A 23,137-nucleotide genomic window follows, 5' to 3' on the forward strand; every position below is an offset into this window, starting at 1 on the left:
ACCCCCTCCAGCTCCAGCGCCCGCCCCTGTAGCCGGACCCGCTCAGGCCGGCGGTGCGCCGCCTCCGTGCGTCGACCCCTCGCACGGGGGCGGCGCACCGCCTATGCCGCAGTGGGCCCTGACTCCAGCAGACACCCGGTGTTCCCGGGGAGGAGGTCGCCGTAGAGAGGGGTGCTGGTGAGGAGCGGGGTGCCCGGAGGGAGGCGCACCGGGTTCTCGCCGCAGTTGAGGGCGCAGGTGAGCGGTCCCCGCCTGAAGAAGACCGCGGTCTCGGGGGAGTCCAGCCACTCCAGGTCGTCCGGCAGGTCGTTCGCCATCCGGCGGCGGAGCGCCAGGGCCTCGCGGTAGAACGCGAGCATGGAGGACGGGTCGGACGCCTGCGCCTCGGCGGTCCTGGAAGCCCAGTCCCGCGGCATCGGCAGCCACGGGCGGACGCCGTCGGGAGAGAACCCGTACGGCTCGGCGGTGCCCGCCCAGGGGAGCGGGACCCGGCAGCCGTCCCGTCCCGCGAGCCGCCGGTTCGTGCGTTCCCAGATGGGGTCCTGCCTGGCCTCGTCGGGCAGGTCCAGGACCTCGGGCAGGCCGAGTTCCTCCCCCTGGTACAGGTACGCCGACCCCGGAAGGGCCAGGAGCATCAGCAGTGCCGCCTTGGCCCTCGCGTATCCGATGCCGGGGACGCTCTCCGGCCGTTCGTACCGGGTGACGTGCCGGATGGAGTCGTGGCTGGACAGCACCCAGGTGGGCGCGGCCCCGGTAGGCGCGACGGCCTTCATCGCGGCCGTCGCCACGTCACGGAATTGGGTGGCCGACCACGAGGCGAGTTGCAGGTCGAACTGGAAGACCTGGTGGAGTTCGTCTGGACGCAGGTAGAGCGCGAGGTCCTCCGGTCCGTCCGTCCACACCTCGCCTATGGCCATGCGGTCGCCGTCGTACTCGTCGAGGATCCGCCGCCAGCGCCGGTACACGTCGTGGACTTCGGGACGGCTGTAGATGGGGCCGTCCGACGCCCGGCGGTCCTGCCCGCCGAGGTCGCGGAACGACGCGTCCTTGAACAGGCCGGCCGCCACGTCGATGCGGAAACCGTCCACGCCGCGGTCCAGCCAGAACCGCAGGATCTCCTCGAACTCGCTCCGCACCTCCGGGTTGCGCCAGTTGAAGTCCGGCTGCTCGCGCGCGTAGAGATGCAGGTACCACTCGCCGTCGTCCGTCCGCGTCCACGCCGGACCGCCGAACGCCGACGGCCAGTCGTTCGGGGGCCGCTCCTCACCGGGACGTTCCCCGGGCTTTCCCGGGCGGAAGATGTAGCGGGAACGCGCGGGTGAACCCGGCGGGGCGGCCAGCGCCTCCCGGAACCAGGGATGCCGGTCCGACGAGTGGTTCGGGACGATGTCGACGATCAGCCGCAGTCCATGAGCGTGGACGTCCGCGACCAGGGCGTCGAAGTCGCGCAGGGTGCCGAACCTGGGGTCGACGTCGCGGTAGTCGGCCACGTCGTAGCCGCCGTCCGCCAGCGGGGAGGTGTAGAAGGGAGTGAGCCAGAGCGCGTCCACGCCGAGGTCGCGCAGGTAACCGAGACGAGAGCGGATCCCCTGGAGGTCGCCCTCACCGTTCCCGTCGGAATCGGCGAAGCTGCGGACGTACACCTCGTACACGACGGCGTCGCGCCACCAGGGGGTCAGCGTCATACAGGACGATCTACCCGCTTATGTCCGGGCGTTCACCAGACTTTGCGCGGCCATCGTGAAGTAGTCCCACAGCTGCTTCTCCAGCTGCTCGGGAAGCCCCAGCTCCTCCACGGCGACCCGCATGTGACGCAGCCAGGCGTCCCGCTCGGCCTCGCCGATGACGAACGGCACGTGCCTCATCCGCAGCCGGGGATGCCCGCGCCGCTGACTGTAGGTGCCCGGCCCGCCCCAGTACTGGATCAGGAACAGCCGCAGCCTCTCCTCGGCGGGACCGAGATCCTCCTCGGGGTAGAGGGCGCGAAGGTCGGGGTCTTCCGCGACACCCTGGTAGAAGCGGTGCACCAGGCGGTGGAAGGTCTCCTCGCCGCCGACCGCCTCGTAGAAGGTCACCTTGTCAGCCATAGCGCTCCCCACCCTATGCGAGACGCGCGCGTTCCGGCCCCCTGCCGCCGATCTTGATCGGTCAGGGCGCGGGGGTCGCGACCGTGACGCCCGCCTCGTCGAACGTCCGCTTGACGCGCTCGCGCAGTTCGCGGGCGACGTCGCCCTGCCTGCCCGGTGCCGTCTTCAGTACGACGCGGATGACCAGGGCGTCCCCGGCGAGGGCCTGCACACCCCATACCGACGGCTCCTCCAGGACGAGATCGTTCCACGGCGCGTCGGCGGCCATCTCGTCGGCGGTGTTCTGCAAGAGCTCCTTGACGCGCTCGGTGTCCTCGTGGATGTCGACCGGGATGTCCAGGACGGCGCGGCCCCAGTTCTGGGACTCGTTCCCGACCTTCTTGATCTCTCCGTTGGGGACGTACCAGACGACCCCATCCATGTCCCGCATCCGGGTGACCCGCAGGGTGACGGCCTCGACCGTCCCCTTGGCGGTGCCCACGTCGATGAAGTCGCCGACGCCGTACTGGTCTTCGAGGAGCATGAACAGCCCGGCGAGGAGGTCCTTGACGATGTTCTGCGCGCCGAAGCCGACCGCGACGCCGATGACGCTCGCGCTGGCCAGGATGGGGGCGAGGTTGAGGCCGAGCGAGCCCAGGACGCTGAACAGGGCCGTCCCCATGATCAGGACGGACGCGATCGAGCGCAGTACCGAGCCGAGCGTCTGGGCCCGCTGGGCGCGCCGCTTGTTGAGCAGGGCGGGGTTGCCCTCGAAGACCGTCCGGGACCGCTCTCTGACCCGCTCCGACATCGTCCCCTCGGCCATCCGCAGCGTGATCCGGGTGATCATGCGGTGCGCGATGCTCTTCAGGATCAGCGCGACCACGAGCGTGACGATGATCCAGAACAGGGTGGTGAGGGGGCCGTCGAGCCAGGTCGAGTAGAACCGGGTGAAGTCGGTGTTGTGCGAGACGTTCCAGACGAGCCGGCACGAGGCGGAGGGCGCCCGGTCGCGGCACGCGGCCTCGGGGGAGCCGTCCTGGGTCCACGGCAGCAGCGGTTCGACGGCGAGTGACATGCGGCAGACCCTCCCCGGCCATTCCGGTGCCTTGACACCTCGCCGTGAACCCGCGGCGGGTACGAGCCCGATCGTAGGGGACGGATCCGATCGGTTCGTCCAGACGCCGGCACATGCCACGACCTGGCCGGGGAGGGGCTGATCGGCGGGCGTGTCCCGCGAGGCCGGCGGCTGCCGCGCCGCTATGGCCGCGGCCCCGCGGAACACGCCCGGTCTAGGGGACCTCGACCTCCCGGGGGAGCGGCTTCAGCACGTGCAGCAGCTTGAGGGCGGCGCCGCCGACGTCGTCGACCCGGTGCATGCGCTCTCCCCAGGACCACCAGAAGTAGTGGTCGGCGGTCTCCGGCGCCGGGGCGCAGGTGACGTCCTCGGCGAGGCTCGCGGCGTCCGGGTTCACCACCCGCAGGAACGCCGGTCCCGAGCGGGTCCTGACGACGCGGGCGACCAGGCCCTGCAGGTCGAGTTCGTGCTCCAGCTCCTCGAGGTAGCCGACGCGTGTGTCGCTGACCACCCTTCACACCCCCTCCATGGGAGAGCGCCGGCTCCGCGGGCGAGCACCGGCATTTGATCGACTCTGTGAATCCGTTCGGTCACTCGCGGCGAGAATTGCAACTCTCATGGCGGTGGGTCAAGGGGCCGGTTGACGTCCCGGTACCGAATTCCCTCACCTCAGGAGAAGTCTCGCTTCCGGTGGAGGAAGAATCTCTACCTGAGGGGGGCGAGACACCTCCGGACCGGCGCTTCTTCTGCGGAATCGCTTGGCCGCCCCTGTGGCGAGGGTTACGCTGCGTGCGCGACAGATTATCTGTCGTGGCCATCAAGTGACCGGTCGCCGTGGCAAGGACGAGCGCCCTCTCCCCCGGGGAGCGCCGTCCCGGCACGACGGGAGGAGGCCGGAGTCGATGACTGACCCCCCTCGGAAAGAAACGGACGTGGCTCGCCGGATCCGTGCGCGCGCCCTGGCTCGGGGGCAGGGGCCGGGCGAGATCGCGCAGGAGATCCACGAGCAGTGCGGGCCGCTGTTCGGCACCAGCCGGGTCAAGGCGCACCGCCTGGCCCACGGTGTCGCGCTTTCCGACATCGTGGCGCAGGTCAAGGCGCTCTACGAGGTCGACGGAAAGCCGGCTCCCCGGCTCGGGGAGACGCTTCTGTCCGCCTACGAGAGCGGCTACAAGAGACCCGGCCCCGAATATCTGCACTACCTCTGTGCCGTCTACCGGGTGGAGCCGGACGCGCTCGACTACCAGAGCCCCTGCATCTGCGGCCGCGGCCACGCGGTCCGCCACGGCGTCGCGAGCGTCCCCCAGCCGCGCCAGCCGGAGCGACCCGCCGCGCAAGACCCCGACGCAATCGTCGGGGCGATCGTCCCCAGGTCCGGCGAACGCCCCTGGGTAACCGTCAACGACCTGAGGGGCCCGGACCGCGCCGACGGCCCCCTGACCATTGATGTGGGAGAGGAGGACATCGTGCTTCGTAGGACCCTTCTGCAGTTGCTGGCCGGAGCGGGCGTGGCGCTCGACGGTCAGTTCCTTGGGGCTGTCGACAACCTGCGCCGCAAGATGGACGACACGCTCGTCGGCGCGACCGTCTCGCCGACGATGCTGGACCAGTGGGAGGAGACGACCTACGGCTACGGCCGGCAGTACCAGGCGACGCCGTCCCTCCGGATGCTCTGCGACGTCCTGCTGGACTTCAGCGAGGTGCGCCGCATGTGCGACAAGCGCCAGCCGGTCGAGTTGCAGGAGCGGCTGTGCCGGATCGCGGCCCAGCTGTCCGGGCTGTCCGGGCTGATCATGATCAACCTGGGCGACCACCGGCTGGCCCGCTCGTTCTTCCGGACCGCGCGCACCGCCGCCGACGAGACCGGCGACCGCCAGCTGCGCGCCTGGGTGACCGTCCGCGAGTCCCTGGTGCCGATGTACTACGGCGACCCCCGCGAGGCGCTGCACCTGGCCCGCAAGGCCCAGGACCTCGCCGGCCGGACCCCCGGCGTCGCCGGGGCCATGGCGCCCGCGGTGGAGGCCCGCGCCCTCGGCATGCTCGCCATGCGGGGACGCGGCGACGCCGCCCCCAGCGCCCGCCGCGCCCTCGTCCGCGGCCGCTCGGTGTTCGACCAGCTCTCCAAGGCCGACACCAGCGACCTCGTGTACGGGTTCACCGACCGGCAGATGGCCTTCTACGAGGGCGACACCTTCACCAGCCTCGGCGACCACAAGCACGGCGACGAGGTCCTGAGCCACGCCCTCACCCTGTACTCGCCCACCGACCGCGTCGACCTGACCCTCGTGCGCCTCGACAGGGCCATGTGCAAACTGCACGCCGGGCACCCGGACGCCGCGCTGGCGGCCGGGCGGGAGGCCATCCTCGAACTGCCGTCCGACCACCGGTCAGACATCCTCGTGCACCGCGCCCGCCAGATCGGCGCGGCGGTCTCCGCCAAGCACGGCGACAGCCCGGCGCTGAAGGACTTCTACGAGGCGCTCGCCGGTCCCTGGGTCACGAGTCCCACGCAGGACACCCCGTCCGTCCCCCCGGCCGAGCAGGTCTGACCCGGAATGGCCGACAGCGCCTCCTGGCGGGACCACCCCTCCCACACCCTCGTCCGCGTCCAGGACGACCCCCCGGTGTGGAGCTTCGGAGAGCTGCGGCTGCGCCGCTACCGCGCCGCCGACCACGGCATCGTCCTCGCCCTGCACCGCGAAGGACTCGCCCAGGTCGGGCTGCGTCCCGGCGACGGCGTCTACTACGACCACGACTTCTTCCGGATGGAGGACATCTACCTCCGCAACGACGGCGAGTTCATCGTCGGCGAGCTCGAAGGCGGAATCGTCGCGATGGGCGGCCTGCGCCGCGCCGACCTGGTCCCCGGCGGACGGGCCCGCGCGTTCGGCGGGTACGCGCCCGGCAACCCGACCCTCGAGGCCGTCGAGATGGTTCGCCTGCGCGTCATGCCCGCCGTCCAGCGCCGCGGCTACGGCACCGCGGTCGTGCAAGCCCTGGAGGAACGTGCCAAGGAGTTCGGGTACCGCGTCCTCCGCGCCGACACCACCGAACTCCAGGTTCCGGCCCTGGCCCTCTACCGCAAGTTCGGCTGGACGGAACAACGCCGCGAGACCATCGGCGGCATAGTCAACATCTACATAGAGAAGCGACTCCGCTAGAGTCCCCGATCCCCCTCCTGGAGGCTTCCCAACCCCAGGAGGGGGGACTGCCGCACGGTGTCCCGTGCGCGTACTGGTGGGAGCGTAGCGTCATCCCTCCTCATCGCAAAGTGAGGGGTCAGCGGCGGCCCCCGACGACCTGCATCAGCGGGTAGCGGTGCTGCCTGATTCCGGTGAATCCCCGGTCGGCCAGAGCCCTGGTGACCTCCCGGTCGCCGAAGACGGTGTAGCCGGTGGCGCGGCGGATGAGCTCGCCGCCGATGCGGGCGGTGCGCAGCGGGATCGGACGCCGCGACGTGAGGATGGTCAGCCGGCCGCCGCGCCTGAGGACGCGGGCCATGCCGTCCAGCGCCGCCCAGGGGTCGTCGAACAGGTACATCGCCCCGAAGCAGCAGACGGCGTCGAACGAGGCGTCCTCGAACGGCAGGTCGACGGCGTCGCCGCGGACGTAGCAGACGTCGGCGTCCCCGGGGCCGGGGACCGGTGTGTCCGCCACGGCGCGGGCCAGCATGGTCTCGGACGCGTCGAGCCCGGTGACGAGGCCGTCCGGTCCGACGCCCTCGGCCAGGGCGCGGGTGACGTTGCCGGGTCCGCACGCCACGTCGAGCACGGCCGCGGGCGGGCGGGCGGCGTCGCCGGGTTGCGAGAGTCCGAGCCAGTCGCGGGTCATCGCGTGCTCGGTGGCGGTGTCGGGGCCGATCGGCCATCCCTTGGCCAGGTTGAAGCCGACGGGCCGCCACACCCGCTCGTAGATCTGCGGCAGGAACGCCGACTCCATCACCGACTGGACCGGCGACGGAGACGGCCGGCCGGACGGTCCGAGCAGGTCCAGGTAGCCCGCCGCGACGTCGGGCTCCGCGGGCGGCTCCCTGAGCAGCCCGAGCACGCGCTCCGCGGAGGAACTCCGCACCGTCGACTCTCCCACCCTCGTATTAGACCACTGGTCAATTCGTCTTCGTCATCCGGCCTCCGGCCCGGGGAGGCCGAGGCCGGTCTGCGCGGCCATGAAGGTCAGCGTGTCGGCCATCAGGTCGGCCGAGCGGCTCACCGAACGGGCGGCGTGGCCGACCTCCGCCTCGTTGCGGAGCAGGACCGGGGCGTCCGACGCGGTCGCGTGCTGGAGGGCGGCGCAGAGCTTGCGGGCGTGCAGCGGGTCCACGCGGGTGTCGCTGCCGAACGTCGTGAACAGCACGGCCGGGTAGGCGGTGCCGGCGTGGACGTGATGGTAGGGGGAGTAGCCGATGAGCCAGCCGAACTCCTCCGGGTCGTCGGCCGTCCCGTACTCGTCGTTCCACGTCTGGCCGAGACCGAACCTCTCGTACCGGGCCATGTCCAGCAGCGGCGCCGAGCACACCACCGCCCGGTACAGCTCGGGACGCTGGGTGAGCGCCGCGCCGACCAGCAGCCCGCCGTTCGACCCGCCGGAGATCGCGAGCTGCGACGGCGTGGTCAGGCCGTCCTCGATGAGCTTCTCCGCGGCGGCGTGGAAGTCGTCGAACACGTTCTGCTTGCGCTCGCGCATCCCCGCGCGGTGCCACTCCTCGCCCTCCTCGGACCCGCCGCGCAGGTTCGCGATCGCGTACACCCCGCCGGCCTCCACCCAGGCCAGGATGCTCGCCGAGTACGACGGCGTCAGCGAGATGTTGAAGCCGCCGTACCCGTACAGGATCGCGGGGCGCGGTCCGGAGAGACCGGGGCGGGACGCCACCAGCATGCGCACCTCGGTCCCGTCCCGCGAGGTGTAGGCTACCTGGCGTGTCTCGACCTCCGGGACCTCGACCGTGCCCGGAGCGGACGCCCACAGCGTCGTCTCGCCGGTCCGCGCGTCGTAGCGCATGACCGACGACGGCGTCACGTTGTCGGTGTAGCCGAACCACGCCTCGTGGCCGCCCTCGGGACGTTCGATGATCCCGCCGATCGACCCCAGCCCGGGTGTCGGGACGGAGCCGAGCCGCTCCCCGCTCTCCAGGTCGTGGACGGTGATCTCGCTGATCGCGTGACGCGTCCACCCGGCCAGCAGGACGGGCCGCTCAAGGTCGTCGAGGATCGCGAAGTCGGTGAGGACCGCCTCGGGATCCTGGGGAACGAGGTCCCGCCATGTGCCGGGCGACGGGTCGGCCGGGTCGGTCACGCACAGCCGGGACCTCGGCGCATCGCGGTCGGTGAAGATGTAGGCGCGGCCGTCCCGTCCCACGTGAAGGCCGGTGCCCGCGTCCACGCCCTCCTGGACGACGCGCAGCTCCGGCGCCTCGGCCGGCGACGCGGACAGGTCGGCGATCCACAGGTCGTTGCGCGGAGCCGTGCCCTGCGACGACGAGATCGTGAGCCAGCGCCCGTCGCGGCTGACCCCGACCCCGTAGTAGTTGGTCTTGTCCATGCCCGCACCGAAGATCAGCACGTCGTCGGTGTCGGGCTCGGTGCCGACCCGGTGGAGGTAGACCCGCCGGTGGTACTGCTCCTCGCCCTCCGGGACGTCCCGCGCGGGCAGCCGCCGCACGTAGTAGTAGGCGTCCCCGCCCGGAAGCCACGCCACCGACGAGTACCGTGACCGGTCGATGGGCCCCTCCACCCGCTCGCCGGTCCTGACGTCCATGACGTGCAGCAGGGACTCCTCGTCCCCGCCGGTCGACACCTTGTACGCGAGCCTGCGGCCCTCCTTGTCGGGCTGCCAGGCGTCCAGCGTCGTCGTCCCGGCCGCGTCGAGGGCCATCGGGTCGATGAGGACGCGCTCGGAACCGTCCGCGTCCACGGTGTAGAGCACCGCGTGCTCCTGGTCGGCGGCCCGGCGCGTGAAGAAGGAGCGGCCGCCCCGCCACACCGGGGAGCCGGCGCTGCCCGCGCCGAGCAGTTCCCCGAGCCGCCGCCGCAGCGCCGTCCGTCCGGGCAGGTCGTCCGCGACCTTGTGGAACAGCGCGTCCTGCGCGGCGAGCCACTCCTTGGTGGCGTCGCTGCCGGCGTCCTCAAGCCAGCGGTACGGGTCGGCGACCCGGTGACCGTGGATGTCCTCGACGATGTCCTGGCGCTGCGCGGGCGGATAGGGCGTCATAGGTTGAACTGTATTGGCCGTCGCCGACTGCCCGTTCCGCACGCCGCGACCCACCGCGAACACGGGTTTGCGTTCGATCAGCCGCTCGAAGGGGGACTATTGGGGTAGCGGACGGCCTCCCTGAGACGCCACACTGATTTGGTCGGTTCGCCCCTGGGGAGGTCCTCATGGCGAGAGCGCAGGAACCCGAGAGAATAATCGGGCCTCGGTTCGAGGCGCGCCCCGCCGCGCCCGCCGAGGCGAACCCGCAGCACGGCCCGGCGGAGGGCGTCTGATGCGACAGGTCCTCCTCCTGAACGCGACGTACGAACCACTCACCACGCTTCCGCTCCGGCGGGCGGTCTGCCTCGTGCTTCGGGAGAAGGCCGAGATCGTCCACCATGACACCTCCGGCGCGGTCCTGCACTCGGCGACGATGGCGATCGAGGTGCCTTCCGTCATCCGGCTCCGCCGCTACGTGCGCATCCCGTTCCGGACCCGCGTCCCCCTCACCCGCGCCGCGCTGATGCGCCGCGACAACTTCCGCTGCGTCTACTGCGGCCGCCGCGCCGAGACCATCGACCACGTCCATCCCCGTAGCCGCGGCGGCAAGCACGTCTGGGAGAACTGCGTCGCGTCCTGCATGACCTGCAACCACCGCAAGGCCGACCGCCTCCTGTCCGAGCTCGGGTGGACGCTCGCCATCACCCCGGCCGTTCCCCGGGGCGCCCACTGGCGCCTCATCGGCCTGGTCAACGACGGCGATCCCCAGTGGGCGGCCTACGTGCGGGAACCCGCCGCGTGACGCGCGGCCCCGCCGCCCGCGCGTCGCGCGTATCCTGATGGCGTGCCTCGTTATGACTACCGCTGCCGCGCCTGTGGATCGACCTTCGAGGTCTCCCGCCCGATGATCAACGCGTCCGATCCGGCCCCGTGCCCGGACGGCCACGACGACACGGTCAAGCTGCTGTCCACGGTCGCCATGACCGGCTCGTCCCGCGCCGGTGCCCCCCAGCCCCCGCCCAGCGCGGGCGGAGGCGGCTGCTGCGGCGGAGGCTGCTGCTCCTAGCCCTCCTGCGCGGCACGCATCGCCTTGGCCGTCGCCGTGGCGTCGTAGCCGTCGTGGACGCCCTGCAGCAGGACGGCCGTGCCCTCCATGTGGTCGGTGCGCATGGGCAGGATGGCCTGGTAGGCGTCCGACTCGTACCAGGCGCGGGCCTTGTCCATGTCGGGGAACTCGATGAGGACGTAGCCGCCTTCCAGCGGGCCCTCCATCACCACGGGGTCGGTGGCGTGGACGAGGAACCGGCCGCCGAACGGATCCATGGTCCCCTGGATGCGCTCGATGTAGGTGAAGACGTCGTCGTGCAGAGGCGGCTGCGGGTACAGGTGGGCAAGCGCGTAGGCGGTCATCGCCATCTCCTCCGAGTGGTGCGGCCGGGGCCCGTTCTGGCCCCGGCCCGGCGTGTCCACTCTGTCCCACGCGGGGAACGGAGGCGATTACCTGACGGGTAATGCTCAGCCGACGGGGCGGTCGAGCTGGCCGACGTCGCGGGCGGCGCCGGTGGAGGCGGAGGTGGCCATCGCGGCGTAGGCGCGCAGGGCGGCGCTCACCGGGCGGTGGCGGTCGCGAGGCCGGTAGCCGCCCAAATCGGCCAGGAGCTTCTCGCGCCGGATCTCCAGCTCGTCGGACGGGACGTCGAGGTCGAGGACCCGGTTCGGGATGTCGATCACGACGCGGTCGCCGTCCTCGACGAGGGCGATGATCCCGCCGCCCGCGGCCTCCGGGGACGCGTGCCCGATGGACAGTCCGGACGTGCCGCCGGAGAACCGGCCGTCGGTGATCAGCGCGCACGCCTTCCCGAGCCCGCGTCCCTTGAGGAAGCTCGTCGGGTACAGCATCTCCTGCATGCCGGGGCCGCCCTTGGGGCCCTCGTAGCGGATCACGACGACGTCCCCCGCCTTGATCTTGCCGCTGAGGATGCCCTCGACGGCGTCGTCCTGCGACTCGAACACGACGGCGGGGCCGGTGAACGTCCACAGCTCCTCGTCGACGCCGGCGGTCTTGACGATCGCGCCGTCCGGGGCGATGTTGCCGCGCAGGACGGCGAGGCCGCCGTCGGCGGTGTAGGCGTGCTCGACGGAGCGGATGCAGCCGCCCTCGCGGTCGAGGTCGAGGGACTCCCAGCGGGCGCTCTGCGAGAACGCGGAGGTGCTGCGGACGCCGCCGGGCGCCGCGTGGTACATCTCGACCGCCTCGGGCAGCACGTCGGGGGAGCGGACGTCCCATTTGGCGACGAACTCGTCCATGGACGCGGAGTGGATCGAGTGGGCGGAGCTGTTCAGCAGGCCGCCGCGGTTCAGCTCGCCGAGCAGGGCGGGGATGCCGCCCGCGCGGTGGCAGTCCTCGACGTGGTACTTGCCGGTGGCCGGGGCGAGCTTGCAGACGCAGGGGACGCGGCGGGAGATCTCGTCGATGTCGGCGAGGCCGAAGTCCACGCCGGCCTCGGTCGCTGCGGCGAGCAGGTGCAGGATCGTGTTGGTGGAGCCGCCCATCGCGACGTCCAGGACCATCGCGTTCGCGAAGGCGTCGCGGGTGGCGATGCTCAGCGGCCGGACGGACTCGTCGTCGTTCTCGTAGTAGCGGCGGGCGACGTCGACGACGGTGCGGCCGGCGTCCTCGTAGAGGCGGCGGCGCGCGGTGTGGGTGGCCAGGACGGTGCCGTTGCCGGGCAGCGCCAGCCCGATCGCCTCGGTGAGGCAGTTCATGGAGTTGGCGGTGAACATGCCGGAGCAGGACCCGCAGGTCGGGCAGGCGCTCTCCTCCATCTCCAGGAGCTTGTCCTCGGCGATCGAGCCGTCGGCGGAGGCGATGATCGGGTCGATCAGGTCGAGCTTGTTGCCGTCCATGACGCCCTCGACGGGCTTGCCGGCCTCCATCGGGCCGCCGGAGACGAACACGGTCGGGATGTTGAGGCGCAGCGCGGCCAGCAGCATCCCCGGGGTGATCTTGTCGCAGTTGGAGACGCAGACCAGGGCGTCGGCGCAGTGCGCGTTGACCATGTACTCGATCGCGTCGGCGATCACCTCGCGGGACGGCAGCGAGTACAGCATGCCGTCGTGGCCCATGGCGATGCCGTCGTCCACGGCGATCGTGTTGAACTCCCGGGGCACCCCGCCGGCCTCGCGGACGGCGCCCGCGACGACCTTGCCGACCTCGTCCAGGTGGACGTGGCCGGGCACGAACTGGGTGAAGCTGTTGGCCACCGCGACGATCGGCTTGCCGAAGTCCTCGCGTTCCACGCCGCTGGCCCGCATGAGGGCGCGGGCGCCCGCCATGTTCCTGCCATGGGTGACCGTGCGTGACCTGAGCGGTGGCATGTGTGTGACCTCTCTCCAACCTGTGACGTGAGCCGATCCCGCCGGTGCGGGGGCCGAGTGCGCGTGCAGCGGCGGATCGCGGCGCTGCGGCCGGCTCAGCGGAGGTCGCGCGCGGGCCGGCTCGTGTCCTCGATGCTACCAACCGGTGCGCGGGCATGAAAAAAGCCGGGACGCGGAGTCCCGGCACGGCACGAGGCCTGTAGGCGAGGCCCGGTGGTGAGGCCCCACCGGGCCGGGCCTTGAGACGAGGGAACTGCAATCAATCCGGGTATTTCGGCGGCAGGGCCTTCTCGGCCGCCTGGAAGATGCGCTGGACATCGCCGTCGGTCAGGATCTTCGGCCGGCGGCGCAGGTAGGCGCGCGCCCGGTTGCCCGCGTAGACGTCGACGTCGCGGACCCGCATGACCTTCCACGGGATGGACGGCCCGTAGATCGCCACGGAGGGCTGCACCGGCACCTCGAAACCGACCCGCTCGGCGAGGATGCTGCTCGCCATCTGGGCTTCCCAGCGCGCCTCGTCCAGCCGGTCCTTCTTGTTGAAGGGACCGTGGAAGAGCTTGAGGTGGGACATGGTGCGCACGGGTAGGCGCTTGTCCCACTTCTCGGAGTCGATGGCGTAGACGCCGCTCGGCCCGATCACCAGGTGGTCGATCCGCCCGTCGCTGACGCCGTCGTCGTCGCGGGGGACGGCGCGTGCGTGGAGCACGACGTACCCGTTGCGCTGGAGCGACTTCAGCTGCTTCTCGGTGCGCCGCTCGGCGGCCGAGGGCTTCTGCCAGGCGGCGACGGTGGAGCTCTTGCGGGAGCGCCGCACGACGTCCCCGACGACCACCAGGACCGCGACGGTGAGGCCGAGCCGCCAGCCGGCCGCCAGCGTCACGGCGACGCCGGCGACGACGCCGGCCACGGCCGTCCACCGCCAGCGGCGGATCCGGGGATCGGCGAGCATCGCGGCGGCGGTGCTCTCCTGGGAAGGCTCCTTCACCGGAACCTGGTAGTGGTGCTCACGCTTCTCCTCCGACCCCGCTGCCTTCGCCCCCGCCGTTTCCGACTGTCCCCGGGGCTGGCCCCGGGCTCCTTGCGTGTTGCCCCGCTCCATGATCGCCATGAGTTGACGCTCCGTATTCCTTTCCCATCGGGGGCATGATCCTCCGTGCGCAGAGTAATCATCCGACCGGTTGGCGACTAGTCATGCAGGGTTAATAGTTCTGTCGCCGTCCGTGGGTGATTCACTGCCGGGACGGATGGGTACGCCGATAGTCTTCTCCTTCCGCCGTTGCAGTCGTCCCTGCCCTCTTTGATGCCCGCGCACACGGCGTCTAGCGTTCCGGTTTGTGACACAAACCCATGACCTCAGCGCCACCCGGATGGCTGCGGCCGTCCGCACAAGGGAAGTATCTCCGGTCGAGCTCGCCGACCACTACCTGGCCCGCATCGAACGGCTCAACGAGCAGGTCGGCGCCTATGTGACGGTCACCGCCGACCGCGCAAGGGAACAGGCCCGCGAGGCGGAGAAGGCCGTGCTGGACGCCGCGGACCCGGCGGACCTGCCTCCGCTGCACGGGGTCCCGGTCCCCATCAAGGACCTGAACATGGTGGACGGCGTCCGGATGACGTTCGGCTCGGCCGTCTACTCCGAGCTGACCGGCTTCGCGGACGACAACGTGGTGTCCGCGCTCCGGCGGGCGGGGACGGTGCTCCTCGGCAAGACCACGACGCCCGAGTTCGGCCTGCCCTGCTACACCGAGGGCGGCGTCGCGCCCCCGGCCCGCACGCCGTGGGATCCGTCCCGGTCGGCGGGCGGCTCCAGCGGCGGCGCAGGCGCGGCGGTCGCGTCCGGCCTGGCCCCGGTCGCGCAGGGCAGCGACGGCGGCGGCTCGATCCGCATCCCCAGCAGCGTGTGCGGGCTCTTCGGGATCAAGCCGACCCGCGGGCGGGTCTCGCAGGGGCCGGTCGTCCCGGACCTGTTCGGGCTGTCGACGAACGGGCCGATCGCCCGGACCGTCCGCGACGCGGCGCTCCTGCTGGACGTGATGTCCGGGCACATGCCGGGCGACCTGTACGCCGCGCCGCCGGCCGAGGGCACGTTCGCGTCCTTCGCCGAGCGCCCGCCCGGCCGGCTGCGGATCGCGCGGAGCATGGAGCCCGCCGTGCCGGACGCCGAGGTGCATCCCGACTGCGTCGCCGCCTACGAGGCGGCGTCCGAGCTGCTGGAGGAACTGGGGCACGAGGTCGTCGAGCTGCCGCGGGTGCTCGGTCCCGAGCTCGTCCCGCATTTCCTGATGCTCTGGGGCGTGATGGCGACGGTCACGCCGGTCGCGGACGAGAGCGAGCACCTGCTCCAGCCGCTGACCCGCTGGCTGCGCGGACGCGGCGAGGCGACGACCGCGCCGCAGCTCTTCCAGGCCCATGCGGCGCTGCAGGGCGCGCTGCGCGCGGCGTTCCCGGTGATGGACGGGTTCGACGCGATCCTGCACCCGACGCTGGCACAGCCCCCCGCGCCGATCGGGTACTTCCACGATCAGGAGCCGGCCGAGAACTTCGACCGGCAGACGAAGTTCACCCCGTTCACCGCCCCGTACAACATCTCCGGCCAGCCCGCGGTCAACGTTCCTCTGCACTGGACCTCGGATGCGGTCGCCGGGGGGTCGTCACCTCAGAAGGGGAAGCCCGGCTTGCCGATCGGAGTCATGCTCGCGGGGCGGCTCGGCGGTGAGGGGACGCTGATCTCCCTGGCGGCGCAGCTCGAAGAGGCGCGTCCGTGGATCGACCGCAAGCCCGACATCTGGACGGCGTGAGCCCGCCCGCACCGGGCATGGTGCAGGCGTGGCCGACGAAGAACTGAACACCCTCTCCGGGCTGCACGGCGTCGCGACCCGCTACACCGACTGGCGCGGACGCGGGGTGGACGTGCCGCCCGGCACGCTGGTGGCGGTCCTGGCGGCGCTCGGGGTGGACGCGTCCTCCCCGGCCGCCGTCAGGGCCGAGCTGGAACGCGCCAGAGAGCCCGGATGCGCGCTGCCGCCCACCATCGTCGTCCGCCGGGGGAGCGGTCCGGCGACCGGCCCGGTCCTCGCGGAGCTCCGGCGCCACCTGGGCTCCGGCGAGGAGGCCGAGGTGGACATCGAGACCTCCACGGCCGAGGTCCTCACGCCCCCGAGCAGGCACACCCCGTCGACCGAGCGGCGTTTCGAGCCGCTGGCCGGGCTCGCGGACGTTCCGCCCGGCTGGCACCACCTGCGCGTCCGGCGCGGCCGCCGCACGGACCACGCGCGTCTGCTGGTGGCCCCGGCCGCGCTGCGGCCCCCGCCGCGAACGTGGGGCTTCACGGCGCAGCTGTACTCGGTGCGTTCCCGGGCGTCCTGGGGGCTGGGTGACCTGCGCGATCTGGCGGACCTCGCGGCGTGGAGCGGCCGGGACCTCGGCGCGGGCTTCGTCCTGGTCAATCCGCTGCACGCGACCGAGCCCGTCCCGCCGGTCGGGCCGTCCCCCTACTCGCCGATGAGCCGCCGCTTCCCGTCGCCGCTCTACCTGCGCGTCGAGGACATGCCGGAGTACGCGGAGCTGCCGGCGGGGGACCGGGAGCGGTTCGCGGTCCTCGCGGCCGCGCTGAGCGCGCGGGAAGGGCTGCTGGACAGGAACGCGGTGTGGGCGGCCAAGCTGGAGGCCTTCGAGGCGATGCACCGGCTCCGGCGAGAGCGCGGCGACGCGGATTTCGAGGAGTTCCGGAGGCGCGAGGGCGCCGCGCTCGACGGATACGCCACGTGGTGCGCGATCAGCGAGGAGCAGGGCACCGCGGACTGGCGGCGCTGGCCGTCCTCCCTCCGCGACGCCCGCGACCACGGCGCGGTGGACGCTCCCCGCCACCACGCGCGTGCCGCCTTCCACGCATGGCTCCAGTGGCGCCTGGACGGCCAGCTCGCGGCGGCGCAGCGGGCGGCGAGGGACGCCGGGATGCGGGTCGGCATCGTCCATGATCTGGCGGTCGGCGTGCCGCACGGCAGCGCCGACGCCTGGATGTACCGGGACACGCTCGCGCCCGGGATGAGCGTCGGGGCGCCGCCGGACGAGTTCAACCAGCGCGGCCAGGACTGGGGGCAGCAGCCGTGGCGGCCGGGCACGATGGCCCGCGACGGCTACCGGCCGTTCCGCGAGATGGCGGCGTCCGCGCTCCGGCACGCGGGCGGCATCCGCCTGGACCACGCCATGCAGGTGTCGCGGCTGTGGTGGGTGCCCGAAGGCGCGTCACCCGCCGACGGCACCTATGTCCGCTACGACCGCGACGCCCTGCTCGGCTGCCTCATCTGGGAGGCGGCGCGGTTCGGCGCCGTCGTGGTCGGCGAGGACCTCGGGACCGTCGAACCGGAGGTCCGCGAGAGCATGGCCGACCGCGGCGTCCTCGGCACGTCCCTCCTCTGGTTCGAACGCGACGGCCGGGGACGCCCGAAGCCCCCGGACCGGTGGCGCGAGCTCTCCCTCGCCACCGTCGGCACCCACGACATGCCGCCCATCACCGGTTTCGTCCACGGCGACCACATCGCCCTCCGCGACCGCCTCGGCCTCCTCACCCGCCCCCTCGCCGAGGAGGCGGAGGACCATCACCGCCAGCTGGGGGACTGGCTGGCGCTCCTGCACACCGAGAAGCTGCTGACGACCCCGCCCGCCGAGATCATGCAGGCGCTGGCGGACGGCTCCACCGCCTACGACGAGCTGATCGTGACCGCCCTGCACGGCTTCCTGGCCCGCACCCCCGCCCGTCTCAGAGGCATCTCCCTGGCCGACGCCGTAGGCGAACGCCGCACCCAGAACCAGCCGGGCACCACGGACGAATACCCCAACTGGCGCGTCCCCCTGGCCGGGCCGGACGGCCGCCCGATCTTCCTGGACGACCTCCTCTCCGACCCCGCGAGCCTCATCCGAGGGTTGTGGTGATGCGGGTCGTCACGTCGTGGAGGAGCGTGTCCGGGTGCAGGTCGGCCGCCGCGATCGCGGAGAAGAGCGCGGGCAGGCCGGGGAGCGGGTAGGCGTCGTCGGTGCCGGACAGGGCCTTGTGCCCCAGCGGGTGGCGTGAGAGGGACGTGCGGGCGCGCGTCCAGGCCGCCTGGACCTCCTCGGGGGACGGGACGCCGAAGCCGTGGCCGACCGGGGCCGCATGGCGCAGCTTCACGAGGGCGCCGTCGGTGAAGTCGCCGGCGAGCTTGCAGCGGTCGGTGAGGTCGGCGCGGACGAGGTCGTCCAGGCGGCTCATGACCGTGCAGGGGGTGCGGCAGCGGGCGGCGCAGTCGCCGAGGGCGGAGGCGACCTGGCTGTGCTGGCGGTCGAGGTAGGCGCGCCAGCCGGGCGGCGGCTCCTTGGCGACGCGCAGCGTCCGCTCGCAGGCGGACCGTTCCGGGCGGGTGTGGTCGCACATGCGGGCCGAGCCCGGCTCGATGGGGACGCCGAACCGGCTGCCCTCGCCCTCCACCGACGCGCCGATGCGGGCGGGGTCGCCGGCGTGGCCGAGGACGGGTTCCCACGCGAGCATGGGGAGGTACTCGGCGGCGATGTGCACGGCGGCGACGAGGGCGGCCATGTCGCGGCGGTGCCAGCGGATCGCGATGACCTCCAGGAGGAGGGAGTAGGCGGGGCGGAGGCTGGCGAGGGCGCCGCGGGGGCGCTCCCGGGGCGCCTGCGGCATGCGGCTCGCGCGGGCGCGGTCGAGCAGGTCGTGCGGGACCTCGCCGGCGTCCTCGGGCATGCCGAAGTCCTCGGCGTCCAGGTCGAGGACGCGCTGCCCGAACGCGCAGAGGGCGGCGACGGCGTCGGCGTGGTGGTCCGGGACGACGGTGCCCTGCGCGATCAGCGCGGCCAGATCACCGAACGCGTACCGCCGCGCCAGTGCGGTCAGGACGTCCCGCGCCGTCTCCATCCGATCCCCTCCCCGTGACCAGGTAAGGATCCCATGGTCACGGGGCCGGGGGACATCTTCCGGAGGACGGGGCAGGACCGGACGGGATCAGGCCTGCGCGGCGTCCTTGGCGCGGGCGCGCAGGGCGCGGGCGACGCCGTCGCGCCCCTCCGACAGGAGCCGGGTGAGGGCCGGCGGGGGCTTCTCGCCGGAGATGTAGTCCTCGGTGCGGTCGACGGTGGACTGCTCGATCACCAGGAAGGGGTAGGCGACCTCGGCGAACGTCTGGGACATGTCGCTGCTCCACTCCTGCCAGATGCGCCCGACCTCGGCGAAGTACCGGTCGGCGTAGGGGACCAGCAGGTCGGCCTGGTCGGGCTCCACGAAGCCGCCGAGCGTCGCCCGGTAGACGGCGTTGGGCAGGTCGCCGGACACGATCCGCTCCCACGCCGCGGCCTTGGCGGCGGCGGCCGGGATCGCGGCCGCGCACGCGGCGGCGTGCCGCTCCCCGGCGGCGGTGCGGTCGCGCTCGTGCTCGGCGTCGATCTCGGCCTCGCCCGCCTCGCCGATGACGACGAGCCGGCGCAGCAGCGACCAGCGCAGGTCGGTGTCGACGGTGAGGCCGTCGAGGACCTGGGAGCCGTCCAGCAGCCCCCGGACGAACGCCAGGTGGTCGCCGGAGACGGCGGTCGCGGCGAACGCCTGGGTGTAGGCGAGCTGGAGGTCCGAGCCGGGCTCGGCCTCGCGCGCCAGGTCCGCGAGCGTGTCGGCCATGAGCGTCATGCCGTCCCCGCGCCAGGCCGGGTCCGCGTACTGCTGGACGGCGAGGCGGGCCTGCCGCAGCAGCGTCTGCGTCACCGCGATGTCGGTGACGCCGCGGATGCCCGTCGCGACGAGCCGGACGTAGTCGCGGGTCGCCATCTCGGCGTCGCGCGTCATGTCCCAGGCCGCCGACCAGCACAGGGCCCGGGGCAGGCTCTCCCTGATGTCGCCGATGCTCTGGATCAGCGTGCGCTGCGAGTTCTCGTCCAGCCGGATCTTGGCGAAGGCGAGGTCGTCGTCGTTGACCAGGACGAGGTCCGGACGCTTCTCGCCGACGAGCTGCGGGACCTCCGTCCGGGCGCCGACCACGTCCAGCTCGACCCGCTCGCGCCGGACGATGCCTTCGGCCGTCTTGTCGTACAACCCGATGGCGAGGCGGTGCGACCGCAGGGTCGGGTAGTCGGCGCCGGCCTCCTGAAGGACTGCGAACGACGTGAAGTTCCCGTCGCCGTCCAGCTCGAACTCGGGGCGCATGGTGTTGACGCCGGCGGTCTCCAGCCACTCCTTCGACCACGCCGCCAGGTCGCGTCCGGACGTCTCCTCCAGCGCGCCCAGCAGGTCGGTGAGGACGGTGTTGCCCCACGCGTGCCGGTCGAAGTAGCGCCGCACGCCTTCCAGGAAGTTGTCGAGGCCGACATAGGCCACGAGCTGCTTCAGGACGGACGCGCCCTTGGCGTAGGTGATCCCGTCGAAGTTGACCTCGACCGCGCGGATGTCCACCATGTCGGCGGAGATCGGGTGGGTGGAGGGGAGCTGGTCCTGCCGGTACGCCCACGCCTTCTCCAGGTTCGCGAACGTCGTCCACGCGCCCTTCCACTTGGTGGCCTCGGCCATGCACAGGACGCTCATGTACGTGGCGAACGACTCGTTCAGCCAGAGGTCGTCCCACCAGCGCATGGTGACCAGGTCGCCGAACCACATGTGCGCCATCTCGTGCAGGATCGTCTCGGCGCGCCGCTCGTAGGCCGCGTCGGTGACCCGCGACCGGAAGACGTAGTCCTCCAGGAACGTGACGGCGCCCGCGTTCTCCATCGCTCCGGCGTTGAACTCGGGGACGAACAGCTGGTCGTACTTGGTGAACGGGTACTCCCGGCCGAAGACCTTCTCGAAGTAGGCGAAGCCCTGGCGGGTGACGTCCACGATCTCGGGGGCGTCGAGGTGCTCGGCGAGCGACGCCCGGCAGAACACGCCGAGGGGGATGACGGTGCCGTCGTCGCGGCGGTACTCGTCCCGGACGACGTGGTACGGCCCGGCGATGAGCGCGGTGATGTAGGTGGAGATCTGCGGCGTCGGCAGGAAGTGCCACGTGCCGCCCCCTGCCGACTCGGCGGGCTCGTTGGTGACGACCTCCCAGTCCTCGGGCGCCGTCACGGTGAACTCGAAGGTCGCCTTCAGGTCGGGCTGGTCGAAGCAGGTGTACATGCGGTGCGCGTCGGCCGTCTCGAACTGCGAGTACAGGTACACGCCGTCGTCGACCGGGTCCACGAACCGGTGCAGGCCCTCGCCCGAACGGGAGTACGCGCAGTCGGCCACGACACGGAGTTCGTTGTCCGCGGCCAGTTCCGGCAGCGGCAGCCGCCCCTTCTCGGCGTCATAGGACGCGGGGTCCAGCGCCTTGCCGTTCAACGTCGCCTCCCGCACGACGCCGTCGTGCAGGTCGACGAAGGTGGACGCGCCGGCCTCGGCACTGGCGAACCGGATCACGGTGGTGGAAGCGAACCGGGTGTCACCCGTCGTCAGGTCGAGGTCGACCGCGTACGACTCGACGGTGAGCAGCCGGGCCCGTTCCCGCGCCTCGTCGCGCGTGAGGTTGCCTGCCACATGAACTCCTTGGTCGGCTTATTCGGCTTGGTGCACCCATGTCTACCAACCGGACGGCGATCCGGCCCGTCCGCCACGGCTTCGGAACCCGCACGCGGACGGGAATCGACGTGACCGCGCCCCGGTTGTCGAGTTCAGGCAATCTTTATCGCGCTGTAGGAGGCGACGTTGGCTAAGGACGCTCCGACCCCCGTGGACTTCTGGTTCGACACCCTGTGCCCGTGGGCATGGATCACGTCCCGGTGGATTCTCGAGGTGGAGAAGCTGCGCCCGATCGAGGTGCGCTGGCATGTGATGAGCCTGTCCGTCCTCAACGAGGACAAGGACGTCCCGGAGGAGTACCGGCAGGGCATCAAGGACGGGTGGGGCCCGGCGCGCGTGTGCATCGCCGCCGAGCAGAAGTACGGGACCGAAGTCCTGGGGCGCCTCTACACCGAGCTGGGCACGCGCCGCCACCACGAGAGGCAGAAGTTCGGACGCCCCTACTTCGAGGAGGCGCTGACCGCCGCCGGCCTCGACCCTTCGCTGGCGGACGCCGCCGAGTCCACCGCCTACGACGACGCCGTGCGCGCGTCCCACAAGGACGGCATCGACCGGGTCGGCCAGGAGGTCGGGACGCCCGTGATCGAGGTCCAGGGCAGCGCGTTCTTCGGCCCGGTGGTCTCGCCGATCCCGCGCGGCGAGGCGGCGGCCGAACTGTGGGACGGCGTCGTCGCGGTCGCGGCCACGCCGGGCTTCTTCGAACTGAAGCGCAGCCGCACGAGCGACCCGATCTTCGACTGAGGGACTCCGCGGCCACGTAACGCCCGAGCCACGGCTTTCTTGCTATTGCGAGCACCTTGCAACTACTCGGGCATCGCGTCAAACTCGCCCTATCGGTAGGACACTGATAGGGCGGGTGACTCGCGTGCATGTACCCGATGGCTTCATCGATGCGCCGGGGTCGATCGCGGCGGGCGTCGTCGCGGTGGCCGGTGTCGGGGTCGCGCTGCGCGGCGCCCGGCACGAGCTGGACGACCGCATCGCCCCCCTCGCGGGGCTGACGGCGGCCTTCGTGTTCGCCGCGCAGATGCTCAACTTCCCGGTCGCCGCCGGGACGAGCGGCCACCTGCTGGGCGGGGCGCTCGCGGCGATACTCGTCGGCCCCTACGCCGGCGTACTGGCCGTCTCCGTCGTCCTGCTCTTGCAGGCGCTCCTGTTCGCGGACGGCGGTCTCACCGCGATCGGCGTCAACATCATCCTGATGGCGCTGGTCCCCGTCATCGTCGGTTACCTGCTGTTCCGGCTGCTGCTGCGGGTGCTGCCCAAGAGCAGGGCGTCGGTGTCCGGGGCGGCGTTCGCGGCGGCCTTCGTGTCGGTGCCCGCGTCGGCTCTGGCGTTCACTCTGGTCTACGCGGCGGACGGGACGGCGGACGTGTCGATCGGCAAGGTCGCCGCCGCGATGCTCGGCGTCCACGTGCTCATCGGCATCGGCGAGGCGCTGATCACCGCCGTGACCGTGTCGAGCGTGCTCGCCGTCCGGCCGGACCTCGTGTACGGGGCGCGCGACCGCCTGAGGCCGGTCGAACTCCGTGTCACCCGGCCCAGCGCGTCCAAGGCATGAGGAGGAGTCAGATGGCCACCAAGCGTTTCTTCGCCGCGTTCCTTCTGGTGTCGCTCGTCCTCGCCGGGATCGTCAGCCATTTCGCCAGCGGCAGCCCGGACGGGCTGGAGAAGGTCGCCGAGGAGGAGGGCATCAGCGCCGAGGAGAAGGACCACGCGCTCGGCGACTCCCCGCTCGGCGACTACGGGGTGAAGGGCGTCGGCAACGAGTGGGCGTCGGCCGGCCTGTCCGGCGTGATCGGCGTCGGGGCCGTCCTCCTCGTCGGCGGCGGGCTCTTCTGGTCCATCCGGCGG

At 71.9% G+C, this 23,137-nt stretch carries 19 protein-coding genes and 1 pseudogene; 9 read left to right on the forward strand and 11 right to left on the reverse strand.

Annotated features, from left to right (window positions below; genetic code table 11):
• Positions 1-101: 101 nt before the first annotated feature.
• The 4 genes and pseudogenes from E1281_RS19465 to E1281_RS19480 all read right to left on the reverse strand — a co-directional run bounded on the left by E1281_RS19465 (position 102) and on the right by E1281_RS19480 (position 3,655).
• Complete coding sequence (locus E1281_RS19465) at positions 102-1,685, reverse strand: glycoside hydrolase family 13 protein (RefSeq protein ID WP_131880187.1); 1,584 nt, start codon at positions 1,683-1,685, stop codon at positions 102-104.
• A gap of 30 nt (positions 1,686-1,715) precedes the next feature.
• Positions 1,716-2,075: pseudogene (locus E1281_RS19470) on the reverse strand (globin); the annotation flags it as partial.
• 73 nt (positions 2,076-2,148) lie between these two features.
• Entirely contained in the window at positions 2,149-3,144 is a 996-nt protein-coding gene (locus E1281_RS19475) for a mechanosensitive ion channel family protein (protein WP_131880191.1), read from the reverse strand.
• A 214-nt stretch (positions 3,145-3,358) separates the two neighbouring features.
• Complete coding sequence (locus tag E1281_RS19480) at positions 3,359-3,655, reverse strand: hypothetical protein (protein WP_131880193.1); 297 nt, start codon at positions 3,653-3,655, stop codon at positions 3,359-3,361.
• Between the two features lie 421 nt (positions 3,656-4,076).
• Here E1281_RS19480 and E1281_RS19485 point away from each other — a divergent pair, with 421 nt between their 5' ends.
• Both E1281_RS19485 and E1281_RS19490 read left to right on the forward strand, forming a co-directional pair.
• The gene (locus E1281_RS19485) at positions 4,077-5,693 is read left to right on the forward strand and encodes an XRE family transcriptional regulator (protein WP_243717123.1); all 1,617 of its coding nucleotides are present in this window, start codon (positions 4,077-4,079) and stop codon (positions 5,691-5,693) included.
• A gap of 6 nt (positions 5,694-5,699) precedes the next feature.
• Entirely contained in the window at positions 5,700-6,305 is a 606-nt protein-coding gene (locus E1281_RS19490) for a GNAT family N-acetyltransferase (RefSeq protein WP_131880195.1), read from the forward strand.
• 118 nt (positions 6,306-6,423) lie between these two features.
• Here E1281_RS19490 and E1281_RS19495 read toward each other — a convergent pair whose 3' ends face one another.
• Together E1281_RS19495 and E1281_RS19500 are read right to left on the reverse strand one after the other, a co-directional pair.
• Positions 6,424-7,215 carry a class I SAM-dependent methyltransferase gene (locus tag E1281_RS19495; RefSeq protein WP_131880197.1) on the reverse strand — a complete coding sequence of 264 codons (792 nt, stop codon included), beginning with the start codon at positions 7,213-7,215 and terminating at the stop codon, positions 6,424-6,426.
• Between the two features lie 48 nt (positions 7,216-7,263).
• The gene (locus tag E1281_RS19500) at positions 7,264-9,351 is read right to left on the reverse strand and encodes a prolyl oligopeptidase family serine peptidase (RefSeq protein WP_131880199.1); all 2,088 of its coding nucleotides are present in this window, start codon (positions 9,349-9,351) and stop codon (positions 7,264-7,266) included.
• Between the two features lie 274 nt (positions 9,352-9,625).
• On the opposite strand from E1281_RS19500, the gene E1281_RS19505 reads away from it, so the two are divergent.
• Together E1281_RS19505 and E1281_RS19510 are read left to right on the forward strand one after the other, a co-directional pair.
• The gene (locus E1281_RS19505) at positions 9,626-10,135 is read left to right on the forward strand and encodes an HNH endonuclease (RefSeq protein ID WP_131880201.1); all 510 of its coding nucleotides are present in this window, start codon (positions 9,626-9,628) and stop codon (positions 10,133-10,135) included.
• A 42-nt stretch (positions 10,136-10,177) separates the two neighbouring features.
• Complete coding sequence (locus E1281_RS19510; protein ID WP_131880203.1) at positions 10,178-10,399, forward strand: zinc ribbon domain-containing protein; 222 nt, start codon at positions 10,178-10,180, stop codon at positions 10,397-10,399.
• On the opposite strand, the gene E1281_RS19515 is transcribed toward E1281_RS19510, so the two are convergent.
• The 3 genes from E1281_RS19515 to E1281_RS19525 form a co-directional block, all read right to left on the reverse strand.
• Positions 10,396-10,743 (reverse strand): DUF1330 domain-containing protein, encoded by a 348-nt coding sequence (locus E1281_RS19515; RefSeq protein WP_131880205.1) that lies wholly within the window; start codon positions 10,741-10,743, stop codon positions 10,396-10,398. The genes E1281_RS19510 and E1281_RS19515 overlap by 4 nt on opposite strands.
• Before the next feature lie 105 nt (positions 10,744-10,848).
• Positions 10,849-12,711 carry a dihydroxy-acid dehydratase gene (gene ilvD, locus E1281_RS19520; RefSeq protein ID WP_131880207.1) on the reverse strand — a complete coding sequence of 621 codons (1,863 nt, stop codon included), beginning with the start codon at positions 12,709-12,711 and terminating at the stop codon, positions 10,849-10,851.
• 259 nt (positions 12,712-12,970) lie between these two features.
• Entirely contained in the window at positions 12,971-13,696 is a 726-nt protein-coding gene (locus tag E1281_RS19525; protein ID WP_243717125.1) for a nuclease-related domain-containing protein, read from the reverse strand.
• Positions 13,697-14,045: 349 nt separating this feature from the next.
• Between E1281_RS19525 and E1281_RS19530 the strand changes: the two genes are divergently transcribed.
• Together E1281_RS19530 and malQ are read left to right on the forward strand one after the other, a co-directional pair.
• Positions 14,046-15,509 (forward strand): amidase, encoded by a 1,464-nt coding sequence (locus tag E1281_RS19530; protein ID WP_207943369.1) that lies wholly within the window; start codon positions 14,046-14,048, stop codon positions 15,507-15,509.
• Positions 15,510-15,537: 28 nt separating this feature from the next.
• Positions 15,538-17,643, forward strand: coding sequence for a 4-alpha-glucanotransferase (gene malQ, locus E1281_RS19535; RefSeq protein WP_131880209.1), 2,106 nt, complete (start codon positions 15,538-15,540; stop codon positions 17,641-17,643).
• Here malQ and E1281_RS19540 read toward each other — a convergent pair.
• Both E1281_RS19540 and pepN read right to left on the reverse strand, forming a co-directional pair.
• Positions 17,624-18,619 (reverse strand): hypothetical protein, encoded by a 996-nt coding sequence (locus tag E1281_RS19540; protein WP_131880211.1) that lies wholly within the window; start codon positions 18,617-18,619, stop codon positions 17,624-17,626. The two genes, malQ and E1281_RS19540, sit on opposite strands and share 20 nt — an antisense overlap.
• A gap of 87 nt (positions 18,620-18,706) precedes the next feature.
• A complete protein-coding gene (gene pepN, locus E1281_RS19545; RefSeq protein WP_131880213.1) occupies positions 18,707-21,241 on the reverse strand; it encodes an aminopeptidase N in 2,535 nt (844 codons plus the stop codon).
• A 168-nt stretch (positions 21,242-21,409) separates the two neighbouring features.
• Between pepN and E1281_RS19550 the strand changes: the two genes are divergently transcribed.
• The 3 genes from E1281_RS19550 to E1281_RS41295 all read left to right on the forward strand — a co-directional run.
• Positions 21,410-22,024, forward strand: coding sequence for a DsbA family protein (locus E1281_RS19550; RefSeq protein ID WP_131880215.1), 615 nt, complete (start codon positions 21,410-21,412; stop codon positions 22,022-22,024).
• 124 nt (positions 22,025-22,148) lie between these two features.
• A complete protein-coding gene (locus tag E1281_RS19555) occupies positions 22,149-22,844 on the forward strand; it encodes an energy-coupling factor ABC transporter permease (RefSeq protein WP_207943370.1) in 696 nt (231 codons plus the stop codon).
• Between the two features lie 11 nt (positions 22,845-22,855).
• A partial coding sequence (locus tag E1281_RS41295; RefSeq protein ID WP_207943371.1) for a PDGLE domain-containing protein occupies positions 22,856-23,137 on the forward strand: 282 nt, incomplete at its 3' end.

This window comes from Actinomadura sp. KC345 (genome assembly GCF_004348515.1).
GTDB lineage: Bacteria > Actinomycetota > Actinomycetes > Streptosporangiales > Streptosporangiaceae > Spirillospora.

What these genes read in the sequence shown, in the direction of transcription:
- E1281_RS19465 (WP_131880187.1), bottom strand. Translation starts at nt 1,685, where the DNA reads ATGACGCTGACCCCCTGGTGGCGCGACGCCGTCGTGTACGAGGTGTAC.
- E1281_RS19475 (WP_131880191.1), bottom strand. Translation starts at nt 3,144, where the DNA reads ATGTCACTCGCCGTCGAACCGCTGCTGCCGTGGACCCAGGACGGCTCC.
- E1281_RS19490 (WP_131880195.1), top strand. Translation starts at nt 5,700, where the DNA reads ATGGCCGACAGCGCCTCCTGGCGGGACCACCCCTCCCACACCCTCGTC.
- E1281_RS19500 (WP_131880199.1), bottom strand. Translation starts at nt 9,351, where the DNA reads ATGACGCCCTATCCGCCCGCGCAGCGCCAGGACATCGTCGAGGACATC.
- E1281_RS19505 (WP_131880201.1), top strand. Translation starts at nt 9,626, where the DNA reads ATGCGACAGGTCCTCCTCCTGAACGCGACGTACGAACCACTCACCACG.
- E1281_RS19515 (WP_131880205.1), bottom strand. Translation starts at nt 10,743, where the DNA reads ATGACCGCCTACGCGCTTGCCCACCTGTACCCGCAGCCGCCTCTGCAC.
- ilvD (WP_131880207.1), bottom strand. Translation starts at nt 12,711, where the DNA reads ATGCCACCGCTCAGGTCACGCACGGTCACCCATGGCAGGAACATGGCG.
- E1281_RS19540 (WP_131880211.1), bottom strand. Translation starts at nt 18,619, where the DNA reads ATGGAGACGGCGCGGGACGTCCTGACCGCACTGGCGCGGCGGTACGCG.